This is a genomic window from Candidatus Moraniibacteriota bacterium (genome assembly GCA_016699875.1).
GTDB lineage: Bacteria > Patescibacteriota > Minisyncoccia > Moranbacterales > UBA1568.
Window position 1 is genome coordinate 83,264 of sequence record CP064989.1, and the last position, 13,317, is coordinate 96,580.

12 protein-coding genes are annotated in these 13,317 nt (G+C 48.1%); 7 read left to right on the forward strand and 5 right to left on the reverse strand.

Annotated elements, in window-relative coordinates; all coding sequences use genetic code 11:
- Positions 1–57: 57 nt before the first annotated feature.
- The 5 genes from IPK84_00415 to IPK84_00435 form a co-directional block, all read right to left on the reverse strand.
- A complete protein-coding gene (locus IPK84_00415; GenBank protein ID QQS15818.1) occupies positions 58–489 on the reverse strand; it encodes a hypothetical protein in 432 nt (143 codons plus the stop codon).
- A gap of 197 nt (positions 490–686) precedes the next feature.
- A complete protein-coding gene (locus IPK84_00420; protein QQS15819.1) occupies positions 687–1,079 on the reverse strand; it encodes a hypothetical protein in 393 nt (130 codons plus the stop codon).
- 342 nt (positions 1,080–1,421) lie between these two features.
- The gene (locus IPK84_00425) at positions 1,422–1,820 is read right to left on the reverse strand and encodes a hypothetical protein (protein QQS15820.1); all 399 of its coding nucleotides are present in this window, start codon (positions 1,818–1,820) and stop codon (positions 1,422–1,424) included.
- Positions 1,821–1,995: 175 nt separating this feature from the next.
- On the reverse strand, positions 1,996–2,613 hold the full coding sequence (locus IPK84_00430) for a hypothetical protein (protein ID QQS15821.1): 618 nt from the start codon (positions 2,611–2,613) through the stop codon (positions 1,996–1,998).
- A gap of 217 nt (positions 2,614–2,830) precedes the next feature.
- Positions 2,831–3,385 (reverse strand): hypothetical protein, encoded by a 555-nt coding sequence (locus IPK84_00435; protein QQS15822.1) that lies wholly within the window; start codon positions 3,383–3,385, stop codon positions 2,831–2,833.
- Positions 3,386–3,639: 254 nt separating this feature from the next.
- On the opposite strand from IPK84_00435, the gene IPK84_00440 reads away from it, so the two are divergent.
- From IPK84_00440 to asnB, 7 genes are read left to right on the forward strand one after another with little or no spacing between them, the layout of a single operon-like run.
- Positions 3,640–7,017 carry a hypothetical protein gene (locus IPK84_00440; protein QQS15823.1) on the forward strand — a complete coding sequence of 1,126 codons (3,378 nt, stop codon included), beginning with the start codon at positions 3,640–3,642 and terminating at the stop codon, positions 7,015–7,017.
- A 5-nt stretch (positions 7,018–7,022) separates the two neighbouring features.
- Positions 7,023–7,748, forward strand: coding sequence for a glycosyltransferase family 2 protein (locus IPK84_00445; GenBank protein QQS15824.1), 726 nt, complete (start codon positions 7,023–7,025; stop codon positions 7,746–7,748).
- Positions 7,749–7,759: 11 nt separating this feature from the next.
- Positions 7,760–8,107 carry a DUF2304 domain-containing protein gene (locus IPK84_00450; GenBank protein ID QQS15825.1) on the forward strand — a complete coding sequence of 116 codons (348 nt, stop codon included), beginning with the start codon at positions 7,760–7,762 and terminating at the stop codon, positions 8,105–8,107.
- Complete coding sequence (locus IPK84_00455; GenBank protein ID QQS15826.1) at positions 8,104–9,270, forward strand: glycosyltransferase family 4 protein; 1,167 nt, start codon at positions 8,104–8,106, stop codon at positions 9,268–9,270. Before IPK84_00450 ends, IPK84_00455 begins: the two co-directional genes overlap by 4 nt.
- A complete protein-coding gene (locus IPK84_00460; GenBank protein QQS15827.1) occupies positions 9,267–10,115 on the forward strand; it encodes a methyltransferase domain-containing protein in 849 nt (282 codons plus the stop codon). The genes IPK84_00455 and IPK84_00460 overlap by 4 nt, the downstream gene beginning before the upstream one ends.
- Positions 10,106–11,398 carry a hypothetical protein gene (locus IPK84_00465; GenBank protein QQS15828.1) on the forward strand — a complete coding sequence of 431 codons (1,293 nt, stop codon included), beginning with the start codon at positions 10,106–10,108 and terminating at the stop codon, positions 11,396–11,398. Before IPK84_00460 ends, IPK84_00465 begins: the two co-directional genes overlap by 10 nt.
- A gap of 4 nt (positions 11,399–11,402) precedes the next feature.
- Positions 11,403–13,292 (forward strand): asparagine synthase (glutamine-hydrolyzing), encoded by a 1,890-nt coding sequence (gene asnB, locus IPK84_00470; GenBank protein QQS15829.1) that lies wholly within the window; start codon positions 11,403–11,405, stop codon positions 13,290–13,292.
- The last annotated feature ends 25 nt before the right edge of the window (positions 13,293–13,317 follow it).

Consider the following 13,317-nt stretch of genomic DNA (forward strand, 5'->3'; position numbering starts at 1 on the left):
ACAGGAATCGGCTGAGGAACAACAAAGAACAAAATTTCGAGGAGAACTTTTTTAGCGTCACCGGAGGGAACCTGCGCACTTTGGTGCGCGCTGCCGAATATCGGAGGAATCAACCAATTGGAATTCGTAATCCGGATCTCCCGCCAATCCCCCGGTGGTAACTACGTAGACTTCCCAGGGAATTATAGGCGGATGCCCGAGAATGTCCATAGCCGGACACTCGTCGACATCGGAAAGAAAAACGGCCGCTATCTTGTAGTCTATTCCCTGTCCGCGAAGAGCTTTCGCAAACGCCGGGATGCCTCCGGTATCATGCGTGAAGGGGCAAAGACCTTCCCGATCCGGCGGATCCACACCGAGAAAACAGGCTATTGCCGGGAGAATATCAGGGCGAATCAAGACGCCATCATCTGTGTAAATAATAGCCCGCTTGCGTCTCTCTGGCCTCACCGGAGATGTCACCCCTTTTGTCCCACGTTCGATAGTCATTTTCCATCCTCCTCTCGCTGTGCCGGGAGAATTCCCACCATAGCGTATTGTTTCAATGCTACTTTGTCAATGACCCACCACGATGCTCCAGCCAAGAAAAAAGCCCGGCAAGAAGTCGGGCAAAAAGAACTGTTCCGCACGCTGGCGAGAGATACTGGGAAATATCACTCAAGGAAGGTACTCTGATCCAGAGTCAATCAGGTTGAGCAGTCAGACCACCCAGGAGAAGAGGCAGGCGGCGGATCCTCCCAAGAAGAATAAGCGCGCATTGCCCTCACACATTCACCAGGAAGATGCCCATTTCTGCAATTCTCCGAAGCTCGAATGAAAGCGAATCTTCCCGTCCCCAAGTTGAATCTAAACGCCTCCCAAGAAAACCGTGTGTCAGCAAGAGCATCCAGCTCTGCGACATGCCCATCTCCATGAGTAAAGAAAAGTGCCACATAGGGACGTCCGTCGAAAGTCCCCCGAAGAAACACTTCGTCCATTAAGGACTCGAGATTACACATATCAGGAGTCAATGTGGTAACATTCACCACTTTTCCATCCTGAGAAACTCGCTGGGTATTTCTAAGGAAGCTATCAATCATTCCCTGAGCACAATCTCGTGCTGGACCCTGTGCGCCACAAATGTAAACGTACGCCTCATCACGCATGACCGACCCCCTTTTGGATCGATACCTGGGAAAATTCCCATAGACAGGCTATTCCCCCGAAGGCACTCTGTCAAGAACAGGTAACAGAAAAAGACTCGTGACTCTTGATCGCAAGAAAGAAAAAGCCCACCTGCCATCCTGGCACGTGGGAAGAAATGATTCTCTCGATTCATTGGAATCTCAGGCAAAGAATCCTTCCAAGAAACGCCAGAAAAGTTCGCGTGAAACACCACTGACGGATTCAACGCCCCTTACTCAACAACGACAGGGTTCGATCTACGGAAATACTCGTTTATAAGCCACCGACTCCAAGGAAAAACAAAACGCTTCAACCGAAATCGAGAGAGACTTACAAAGAGAAACAAACGAATCCGGCGGAGCAACATCAAAGAACAGACAAAGCAGAGACTCATAATCACCAATGTTGCTCCGCAAAAACCTCTTCAGAGATTCAACATCACCCCCTCGATATGTGATGAATCGAGAGAAGACAAAGTGAGAGACATCTCGAGTAAAAGGTACGCCATCCTTCAAAACAACCAGTTTCCGAGCAATAAGGAATGGTCTCAGAGAAACATTGTCCCATAATATTGGGGAAAGCACCACATTCCCAAAGGCGCACATCAACACCGGCTTCGGGTTGATGGTCCGATAGTCGTCTGCACACACATTCATACGGCACCTCCTCTTGAGAGAGCATAGGAAGAACTCATCGCGCCGATATCGACACGGACTCTACAGTGCAACTCTATGCCTGACGCATCGAGCCGTCAATCCGCACAAAAAAACAAGGCCGATATCCAAAGATGAGAATATCGGCCAGAAAAACTATGATGCCTTCTCGCGATGCCTACAACGATGTTTGACCACCTGCTACTTTCAGTCTTCTCTGATGAAAGTGGCGCCTCTCGACGCGTGCTGAACAATATTGGAACAATGCCCGGAACATATCGGAAAACATCGATTGGGCACTCCCGTATCGACAACAACGGATCATGCTCGGATACTTCCCTTGAGAGATGCAATTCAAGAGCTGCTGCAGATACATCGCATGATATGTCTGCGAGACAATGCAGGCAGCTGCGCGATCCATGTCGGCTTTCTGCAAATGTTTCCAGAAAATGCGAATGCTTGCTTCAATGTTCGAGGATACATGATCGACATAGACGCAACGTTCAGAAATTCCTTTCTGGACAAGCCACTGTTGTATGATGTTACAGACCAGGGCAGATTCCCCGTATACATCCGCACAGGAGATGCTCCCGGAAACAAACATCGAGAATCCCCGCCTATTACTACGGCCAGAGTCGATTTTGTCGCATATCTTGTAGATGGCAAGCACCTCTTCAAGTCGCTTCAGCAACTCTCCGCAAGGCATGCCATCTTTAATGATAGCTCCCTTGGCGCCAAATCCGGACACAAAGACCCGAACTTGACCATTTGCAAAGGTGTTTTCAGTGAAGAACATTTCCCATCTCCTACGATTGATTTTTAAGACTACAATCCTCATCGAAAACCCACCAAATAACATGATGGATTCCAAAAAGGCACTGTCGACAATATACCGTATTTATAATCATTTGTCAATGATCTCAGACAAAAAAAGAAGCCCGGACACACGCTGGTCATCCGAGCCCCTACAAGCAATAGCGCCACCTAAGAACTAAAGATTCCACATACACACATCAGCCGGTAATTTCGCCCCGTTCCTGTCGCTCCCTAACCATAGCACGAAACAACATCTCTCTTCTTGGCAGGGGACATTTTCTCTCCAAGCGGAATGCCAATGGACAAGAGCAAGGGGACGCATTGGGACCGTTATAAAGATCTTTTATAACACACCCCTCTGAAAAAACACACAACTCACAGGAGTTCGCCGGACAATACATGCCCCATGGAGCCGTAATACTGTCATGCAAACTTGTTTCCATTCGACTCCAAAATTCTTGAGAATCACTCTCTTGTTCTTCGTCAAATATGAAGATGAGGATATCCCTGGCGGTATGCACTTTCGTTAAAACATAGAATAGGGTATCTACCCTCCGATCCGTATGGAAAACAAGGTTAAATTCAACAATACCGATTCCCTCCTCCACAGGAAGAGATAGCGCCTCTCTCTGCAATTTGTAAATTTGACGCGCCAAAAACCTTGCTATCCCGGCATCAACTCGCCACGCACTCCCAATGGGGACTACATGCACACGGACTTGCTCTCCAGTGCCGATAGGATTGGTACTCATACTCCCCTCCCAAATAGCTTGCCGTTGAAAATGTTAAGGAAGATTCTGCTTCTGTTCGACATTCAAGAAAGACGGAACTTCCCGTCGAACGCACGCAGACGACTCTCCAAGAGTACACCGTACTCTATTATTTGTCAATATACATGGACTATGTTCTCTTCTCAAAAGCAGTGCCGTTAAAGTATCGCGAGGAGTGCGCTATACTATAGGCATCACGTATACCTACCTCCTCTTGCATTTCTCTCGCCGCAACTATGAAGCCCTGCCTTCCCGAAAACGAATACGTGCTTTCAAACGGATCGTTCGAATCGCATTTCAATGCGCTCGGGAACGGATACCTCAAATCGCGCGAATGCTTCCTCACAAGCCACCGCCCTTCTTCGGACGATGGCCTCTTCTTCTTTGTAAGAGACGCCGATTCCGGAGCGTATTGGTCGGCGACACCGGCACCGGTCTTTGCCCGTCCCGAACACTTCCGGATGAAAGTCGGCGCCCATTCAGCGCATATCGAGCGGCTCGACCATGGCATAGAAACCTCGCTCGATATCCTGCTGCCGAAGACTGGCAATTTCGAAATTCGCCGCCTCACCCTTACCAACCGTGACACAACCGTCCGGCGATTCGAGGTAACCAGCTCCGTCGACATCATCCTCCTCTTCGACCGTCTTCGCGATTCCTATCACCAAACCTTTAGCAATATGTTTATCGGGGCCGAATTCAAAGAGGAGGAGCACGCCCTCCTCTACCATCGGCGATTCTTTGACAACCCAACGCACTTCCCATTTTTCATGCATCGGATATTCCTCGACGCGCCGGAGAACTTCCTCGGATTCGAAACGGATCGTGAAGCATTCATCGGACGCGGACAGCCCTTTGGACGACCAATCGCCCTCAATCGCCCGCTCAAGAACACCGAAGGATACATACTCGACCCGCTCGCCAATCTTCGGGCCGCTCTCACGCTGGAACCGGGCGAAAGCCATTCACTCTTCTTCTCCAATTCCGCTCACTTTCCGCCGGAACAACCCGATCGCTTTTCGGAACAATTTCCGGATATCGGCGCCATCCGCACATTTTTCCACTCGGAGTTCGAGCGGGAGAATACCACTCGAAAAGATGTCCCCTGCGAACGGGATGAGGTCGCCCCGCCAACGCCGCTCATCGAAAAACCCTCCGAAAACCTTCCCTTCAACTCCGAATCGCTTCTCTTCTGGAACGAATTCGGCGGCTTTGATCCGGATACGAATGAATACCGAATGCGCGTCTGTCCGGAGAATCTCCCGCCGCAGCCCTGGACAAATTTTCTCGCCAATCCCAATTTCGGTACCATGACGACCGAAAACTCCCTCGGTACTACCTGGTTTAAAAACAGCAAGCACGGCCGTCTCACACCCTGGAGCAATAATCCCGTGAGCGACCCGCCAGCCGAGATTCTCTTTATCCGGCAGAAAGATAGCGACGAGACCTGGTCGCTCACTCCGTCTCCTTTGCCAGCCTCGTCCGAATACCGGGTAACTCACGGAAGAGGCTTCACCAAATATGAAAGCGGGCGCAAATCGATTCACCACACGCTGACCGTCTCGGTGCATCCCGAACACGCCGTAAAATACCTCGCCATAGAGATTGAAAACAGCGATGACAAACCGATCGATATCGATCTGATATTCTTCATGGACACCGCTCTCGATGCGTTCTCCGAAACCCCGGAACAAAAACATCCGCCGAAGCACGCTCCGACAGAAAATGTATTCCTCTTCGACGCCTCCGCATTCTCTCCGATTCGAAACCCGGAGTCAGTTCCATTTCATGTCGCCCTAACCGGAAGCGAACACGTGCACTTGATCACGCGAAGCAAAGAACAGCTCTTCGGCATTTCCGGATCACTTTCCGTGCCAAAGCATATTCCGCATACAGAGAGCATCGCGAACCCGAAGTCTGCCACAGACGCCTGCATTGCCCTGGAAATGTCCGCCTCGATCAATCCCCGCGAAAAACACCGGGCGTTCTTTGCCATAGGCGTCGGAACAACGGAATCAGAGACACTCTCGCTCCTTCCGATCATCCGAAAGGAAATAGCGGCACAGTCGCCATTCTCGCTCGACACAGTGAGTCAATTTTGGAAACAAAACGATACGCTGCCCTCCATCCAAACTCCGGATACATCACTCGATATCCTCTTCAATACATGGCTTCCCTATCAGACGCTCACTTCGCGCCTGTGGGCCAAGATGGGATTCTACCAACCCGGAGGCGCCTTCGGCTTTCGCGATCAACTTCAGGATTCGATGGCACTCTGGTATGTCAACCCGGAGATTACCGAGAAGCATATACTCGCCGCCGCCGCCCAACAATTCGAAGACGGCAATGTCCGAGCCTGGTGGTCGCCAGACTCCGGGTATGGTGTCAAAAACGCAGCATCCGATCATCCGCTCTGGCTCGCCTGGAGCACCGCAGAATATATCCGCCTCTCCGGAAAAAACGATATTCTCGACCAAGATGCCCCCTTTCTCTCCACCGATCAGAATCAAGATAAAGCAACGCTCTTCGACGTACAAAAACACAGGCCGTCGACCGTTTCCGCAACACTCCTCGAACACTGTCTCAGATCCATCGAGTTCGTATCCGTATTTGGCGTGCACGGACTTCCGGTTATCCGGAACGGTGACTGGAATGACGGCTTCAACCGAGTCGGCAATCAAGGAAAGGGCGAGAGCGTCTGGCTCGGATTTTTCTTATTCTCCGTCCTCGAGTCGTTTACGGCCATACTCGTCTCTCGAGGCGATATCCCCCGAGCGGACACACTCCGAAAACAATCCGCGACGCTCAAGCAGAACCTCAATACCCATGGCTGGGGCGGACACTGGTTTCTCCGCGCCTTCTACGACGATGGAACACCGCTCGGTTCCGAAAGCAGTCATGAGTGCCGCATTGACGCGATTGCTCAGAGCTGGTCTGTTCTTTCCGCGGCAGGCGAGCGAGAGAAGCAGAAAGAGGCGCTGGAAAATCTCTGGCACTTTCTCTATGATCCCGAGTCAAAGATATTGAAACTCCTTGATCCGCCCTTCAATGACCTCTCCCGGAAGAATCCGGGCTATATCAAAGACTACCCGCCGGGCATACGGGAGAACGGATCACAATACAATCACGCCGTTTTTTGGGCGGCGGAAGCATTTGCTGCTTTCGGAAATGCCGATCGCGTCTATACCCTCCTTGAATGCGCCAATCCAATCCGCCGTTCCGATTCAAAAAGCGCGGCACAGCTCTATGAGGTAGAGCCCTACGTGGTCGCCGCGGATATCTATTCCGCTGAACACCGCGGCAAAGGCGGATGGACATGGTATACCGCCTCAGCGGGACTCCTCTACCGGACCATCATCGAAACGCTCTTTGGCATTCACCTTACCGGCACTACTGTTTCATTTCATCCCTGCCTGCCGAAGACGTGGACACAGAGCTCAATCACGCTTCCGCTCGCACACGGTCGATACACATTTGTGTTCACCGCCCGAGCACATCACACGAATACGATACAAAACATCGCACTCGACGGATCACCATTTAATGTATCTCAACCACCATACTCACTTCCAACCGATCAACAGGACCACCGATTTGAAATCTTCCTGAAATAGTAGCTATGACGGTACCTCCCACACACACACCATCAAAAAACTCTTCAACCGACACGGATTCCGTTTGGATTGTTGTTCCAGCATATAACGAAGCGTCTGTCATTGCTTCGGTCATCGAAGAAATACACCGCGCCGGATATCGAAACATCATAGTCGTAGACGATGGAAGTACCGACCAAACAAACGCTGTCGCTCAGTCATGCGGAGTCATCACGCTCCGGCACCGTCTCAATCGCGGCAAAGGCGCTGCCACCAAGACCGGCATCGAAGCAGCAAAGCTTTTGGGCGCAAACAGTATTGTTACAATGGATGGCGACGGACAGCATGATCCGGCAGATATTGAGAAACTTCTATACCCTCTCCGACAAAGAGGAATTGACGTTTCCCTCGGATCACGTCTTCTTCACCCAAAGGGAATGCCTCTGTACAAGATTATTCAGAATCGTATTGGAAACCTGATTACCTGGTATCTCTTCGGGCTCTATGTTACCGACAGCCAATCCGGGTTTCGCGCCTATTCCCGACGTGCTGCCGATCTGATCAATACCCGCTACGACCGCTACGAATATGAAAGTGAAGTTATTCGGGAAATATACCTGTACAGACTGCGTTATATCGAGCTCCCGATCGCTGTTCGCTACACTGCGTACTCGATAGGAAAAATCTCCAAACAGAACCTCGCAAACGGCGTAAAAACCGTATACAAAATGTTCTTCAAATTACTTACCTAAACAATTCCTCTATGACAATCCATCTCTATCAAATCATCGTCGCCGTCATTTCTGTGATCATGATTTACCAAGGAACCATCCGCTACATCAGGAAAGAAAGCGGGCAGACGATTCTCAAGGTATTTGTTCGACTCAGCGTATGGGGAGGCATGATCGCTATAACGGTTTTCCCCAATCTTACCAATCTCATTGCCAACTTCGTTGGATTGCAGGGCAATATAAATGCCGTCATTCTCACTGGGTTTCTCCTCATCTTTCTCATGATATTCAAGCTCCTCTCAGCAATAGAACGTCTCGAACAGAACATCACGGAAGTTACCAGGAAAGAAGCCATTTCCGTCTTAAAAGAAAGACGATGAACGCATCAGGAAAAACATCGTTTCTTATCTTTTCCCCCTACTATCCGCCGCATATCGGCGGACTGGAGTCTCACGCCGACGAATTCAACAAGCATCTCTCACAGCGTGGGGTAGATATCATTGTTTTCACTCCTCATATCCCGGTCTCCGCGCCGGAACGCGAAACCATTCATAACCATGTGGAAGTCATCCGATTTCCGGCCTTTGAACTCATTCATAATTATCCCGTACCAAAACTGTGGTCTCCGAAATTCTGGATCCTATGGCGGGAACTTTTCCGTTCGGATACCGATATTATAATTTCCAGAACCAGATTCTTTCTCACTTCGCTCATGGCGCTCATTTATGCGAAAACGCGAGGAAAAAAATGGATACACATCGAACACGGATCTGATTTCGTTCAACTCTCCAGCGCATTCAAGACATTTCTTGCCAAACTCTACGACCATATATTCGGACGGCTTGTATTTCGATATTCCGACAAAAATATCTCGATTTCAAAAGCCGTACAGAACTTCGTCGGAAAATTCGACAAACGAATGTCCCCTGTCATTTACAGAGGGCTGGAAACACGAGCAATCGACGCGATCGCGCCGGACACCGAAGTTCGCGCTCGGCATCACGGAAAAGTAATTCTCACTTTCATCGGGAGACTCTACAAATGGAAAGGCGTGGCGGACAGCATAACGGCGATACGCTCCTTGCCCGAAGAGATAAAGAATAAAATCGTTTTCCTTATTGTCGGAGACGGCGAAGATTTCTCATCACTCAAAAAACTTTCCCAAAGTGAAAAATGCATCGAAATGCTTGGAAGCCTCCCAACGAAACACGCGATCGCGATACTCAAATCATCGGATATATATCTCCACTCTGCCCATCCGGGAGGAGGACTTTCCACATCGCTTCTCGAAGCAATATACTGTGGATGCACCGTTGTCGCCACACCACATGAGGGCGCGAATGAAGTCATACGGAACGGAGAGAACGGTATCCTTATGGAGGATTCTTCCCCTATCAGTGTAAAAGTGGCTATCGCTAGCCTTCTCGCTAATAGTAGCCATAACGATGTCTCCCTAAAAAATCAGGCACGACAAACAATTACTGAAAAATTTTCTTGGAAAAAATCGATCGACGAATATGTAGACATATTCAAAGCACTATGAGCTTAAAACCATTCATAAAAGTACCCCTCGTTCTCGTAGAGAATATTATTTTTTCATTTTTTCCTTCTTCAAGAAAATTTATTGAAAGAATTGTTTTCAATCCGTACTCTTTTGGATTTAACCACTTGGAATATGCCAAAAAACAATTCGATTCATTTCTTCTCAAAATCTCACCAACGCAAGTCCGCGACAAGATTATTCTAGAGCTTGGCCCTGGCGGATCCGTAGGATTCGGTCTGCTCGCCCTAAAGAGCGGTGCGAAAAGATATTACGCCATTGAAAATGGCGACCACACGAAGATAGATTCAAAAATATTCAAGGCCTACAAGAAGCTCCTCAATAATAATGTTCACCTCATCTCAGAATTCTTTACTAAAAATTTTCACTTTAATCGTAAAAAAATCTGTTTCATTGAGAATGATCAGATCTCCCCATACAACATATCGGATAATTCCATCGATATAATATACTCCTGCGCTGTACTTGAGCATGTTCACAACTTGGACTTTTGCTTCTCGGAAATGACGAGAGTCTTGAAAAACGGCGGTATTATGAATCACCAAGTGGATTTAAGGGACCATATCTTCTCACAAAGAAGTATTTGGTTCTTAAAGATAAGCGATAGAATATTCAATGCCCTATTTTCAAAAACCGGTGAATACGTCAATAGAAAACGCTTCAGTTATTATATAGACCTTATCCGGAAGAATAACCTGCAGATAGTAAACGTAGAGAAAAACATCCTCTTCAACGGAGAGCTCGATCAAAACTTACTCAAGCGTTACACGGAGGACGACCTCCGAACACTCTCGATGAATATCACCCTCAAAAAATCATGCGCCTAGAAGTTGATTCGCTCAAGCCATGGGCAAAAAAAAGCAAATGGATCATCGTCGCTTCCATATTTTTTATCGTGTGGAAATTCTTCCTGATTGATATCGAATTAGGAAACGGACTCGATAATCCGCGCTTCAATGATGCCTCCGTGTATATAGCCCACATCGAGAGCATCAGAAACTGTCCCACAATTATATTCTGCAAATCGTTCATTGAATCATTTGATGGATATTTTGGATTTGAACATCTCACCTATCGTATTTTCTTCGGAACACTCGCGATCATCTCCGAAATCAGCTCGCATGAAATGTTTATTCAGAGTTTCTATATAGGCATCGTCCTTTTCCTCCCGGTGCTCATATTATTCTTGAAACGACTGAATTCAAACACAGATCTCATCGCCTTTTCAATCTTCTTCCTTGCTCTCTACAACGGAGCGGGATCATATCATGGATTTTTCTGGGTTGTTCCGAGTTTCTTTGCGCTTCTTCTCTTTTTACTTGTTTTCTCCGTATTCATAACAGAAAATGTCCGCCACTGGCGGCTATTTCTCACTATCCTTGTACCGTCGATGATTTATACGCATTTCATAGGGCTCTACTTTATCATCGTCCTCATATTTTATTCTATATTTCATGGTATTTTTAAAGGAAAAATTGATATCCCACTCATAAGAAAGCTTGGGTTCATCATTCTTATCACTGCACTGTTCTATATTCCTACCGCTTTTCATCTGAAGGATAGCCCCTACGGTGGAAACTCCTATGGTGTAGAAACTTTTCTTAAACCAGTCATAAAAACAGCGGCACACTACATCAAAAATCAAAACCAGATAAACAACCCATCCCAAAAGATTGGCGAACAACATAACTCGTCAATTCTTCCCGGATTCGCACAAATCAAAACGGATTATCTTGATTGGGTATTCCCGCATTGGACGGCCGTTCTGATTTTCTTCTTTCTCCTGTTTATTTTATTCTTTTATAAGCAGCATATCCTTCTTTCCCTGTTTTTTTCATCGCTTTCCTTCACCCTTCTTTCGTCGGTAAGCATATACGGGATAAGATCTCTTCTCCTAACTTGGCCACTAACATTCCTCATCTGCGCCCATGGAACATGGTTTGTTTTTCGCTTCCTCAAAGACTCTATAAAGAATAGAAGTCTCCTCTGGCCGTCTTATTCCGTGGTATCTCTTTCTGTTATACTCTTCATAGTTGCCAACATAATTTACTCTTACTCGTGGAGTCACGGATCTGCAGTGAGTATCAAAGAAATAATAAGGAATCTCTAAATTTATGTGCGGTATTGCCGGAAAAATTTCCCTCACAAACAAAGAAATCTCGACTGTCGAAGTCGAGATGATGAACGAGGCTATCAAACACCGCGGCCCAGACGATGGAGGTGTATACATTTCACCAAATGCACGTGTCGGACTCGGCCACCGCAGACTTTCCATCATCGATCTCTCCCCGCTCGGGCACCAGCCGATGCGGTATATGGACCGCTATGAGATTGTCTTCAACGGCGAGATCTACAACTTCCAATCGGAACGGGATGCACTCGTCCGCGACGGATACACCTTCACCTCCCACTCAGACACGGAGGTCATCATGGCACTCTACGACAAATACGGGAAAGACTGTCTCTCACATCTCCGCGGGATGTTCGCCTTCGCGATCTATGACGAGCAGAAACAAGTCCTCTTTGCCGCCCGGGATCGGGTCGGAAAGAAACCGTTCAAGTACTTCTTCGACGGAAGCGTGTTTCTCTTCGCATCCGAACTCAAGGCGATCCTGACGCAGCCGGAGTACACACGAGAACCGGACTTCGAGGCAATCCACCACTATCTCACCCTCCAGTACGTCCCAGCCCCACTCACCGGCTTCAAGGGTATCAAGAAACTGGAACCGGCCCATTCTCTCTCACTCGATATGCGGACGAAGAAGATGGAGATCGAGCGGTACTGGAAACTCGACTACTCTAAGAAGTGGAATCTCTCTCCCGAAGAATGGAAGAAACGGATCATCGACACGCTCGAGGAATCGACAAAACTCCGGATGATCTCCGATGTGCCGATCGGGGCGTTCCTCTCCGGCGGTGTGGATTCAAGTGCAGTCGTTGCTATGATGGCACGACATTCCGACAAACCGATCAAAACTTTTTCCATCGGATTCAAAGAGGAGAAATACAACGAACTCCCATATGCACGGATGATCGCTGACCGGTTCAAGACTGACCACACGGAGTTTATTGTGGAACCCCATGCGATCGAACTCCTTCCCATGCTCGTAAAACAGTATGAAGAGCCCTATGCCGACTCGAGCGCACTCCCGACCTACTACGTCTCCAAACTCACCCGTGAACACGTCGCTGTCGCGCTCAATGGTGATGGCGGTGACGAGAATTTCGGCGGATATGGCCGATACAGCGTACACAAGTTCGCGCTCGCCTACGACAAGCTCATGTTTCTTCACAAGACGCTTGCACTTCCAGCAACGACACTTGCCGCTAGATTCTTTAAAACAACCTTCCTCGACCGCACACACCGCTTCGCCGAGAGTCTCTCGAAACCCTATAACTACCGATATGTGAACTACATTTGTTATTTCACGAACCAAATGAAAGACGAACTCTATACGGATGACTTTCGTAAGAAAATGAAACATTCGGATTCGTACCGCATCGTTGCTGATCGATTTGGCGAGTCCGGGAGCCTAAACAAGGTTGAACAGGCTGTCTACGCAGATTTCGCAACCTATCTCCCCGATGACCTTATGGTCAAAGTGGATATCGATACTATGGCTGTCGCTCTCGAAGGGCGCTCCCCATTTCTCGATCATGAATTTCTGGAACTTACCACTAAAATTCCGTTCGACCTGAAACTTAAAGGAAGAAACAACAAAAAATATATCCTGAAAGAAGCGCTTCGCGGCATCATCCCTGATGAGATCATGTTCCGTCCGAAGATGGGATTCGGTATCCCGATACACAAATGGTTCCGTGGCGAACTAAAGGATTACGCCTACCAAACCCTTCTCTCAGAGAAGGCGATACAACGGGGAATTTTTAAGAAAGAAGTCATCAAGTCTCTGCTTGATAAACATTGCACAACAAACATCGATTTCGGATATCATATCTGGGCACTCATAACCCTCGAACTCTGGTTCCAAGAATATTTCGACTGATTTTTTTCATTTGTCATCCCAGACA

What these genes read in the sequence shown, in the direction of transcription:
- IPK84_00465 (QQS15828.1), top strand. Translation starts at nt 10,106, where the DNA reads ATGCGCCTAGAAGTTGATTCGCTCAAGCCATGGGCAAAAAAAAGCAAA.
- IPK84_00425 (QQS15820.1), bottom strand. Translation starts at nt 1,820, where the DNA reads ATGAATGTGTGTGCAGACGACTATCGGACCATCAACCCGAAGCCGGTG.
- IPK84_00455 (QQS15826.1), top strand. Translation starts at nt 8,104, where the DNA reads ATGAACGCATCAGGAAAAACATCGTTTCTTATCTTTTCCCCCTACTAT.
- IPK84_00420 (QQS15819.1), bottom strand. Translation starts at nt 1,079, where the DNA reads ATGATTGATAGCTTCCTTAGAAATACCCAGCGAGTTTCTCAGGATGGA.
- IPK84_00415 (QQS15818.1), bottom strand. Translation starts at nt 489, where the DNA reads ATGACTATCGAACGTGGGACAAAAGGGGTGACATCTCCGGTGAGGCCA.
- IPK84_00460 (QQS15827.1), top strand. Translation starts at nt 9,267, where the DNA reads ATGAGCTTAAAACCATTCATAAAAGTACCCCTCGTTCTCGTAGAGAAT.
- IPK84_00435 (QQS15822.1), bottom strand. Translation starts at nt 3,385, where the DNA reads ATGAGTACCAATCCTATCGGCACTGGAGAGCAAGTCCGTGTGCATGTA.
- IPK84_00450 (QQS15825.1), top strand. Translation starts at nt 7,760, where the DNA reads ATGACAATCCATCTCTATCAAATCATCGTCGCCGTCATTTCTGTGATC.
- IPK84_00440 (QQS15823.1), top strand. Translation starts at nt 3,640, where the DNA reads ATGAAGCCCTGCCTTCCCGAAAACGAATACGTGCTTTCAAACGGATCG.
- asnB (QQS15829.1), top strand. Translation starts at nt 11,403, where the DNA reads ATGTGCGGTATTGCCGGAAAAATTTCCCTCACAAACAAAGAAATCTCG.
- IPK84_00445 (QQS15824.1), top strand. Translation starts at nt 7,023, where the DNA reads ATGACGGTACCTCCCACACACACACCATCAAAAAACTCTTCAACCGAC.
- IPK84_00430 (QQS15821.1), bottom strand. Translation starts at nt 2,613, where the DNA reads ATGTTCTTCACTGAAAACACCTTTGCAAATGGTCAAGTTCGGGTCTTT.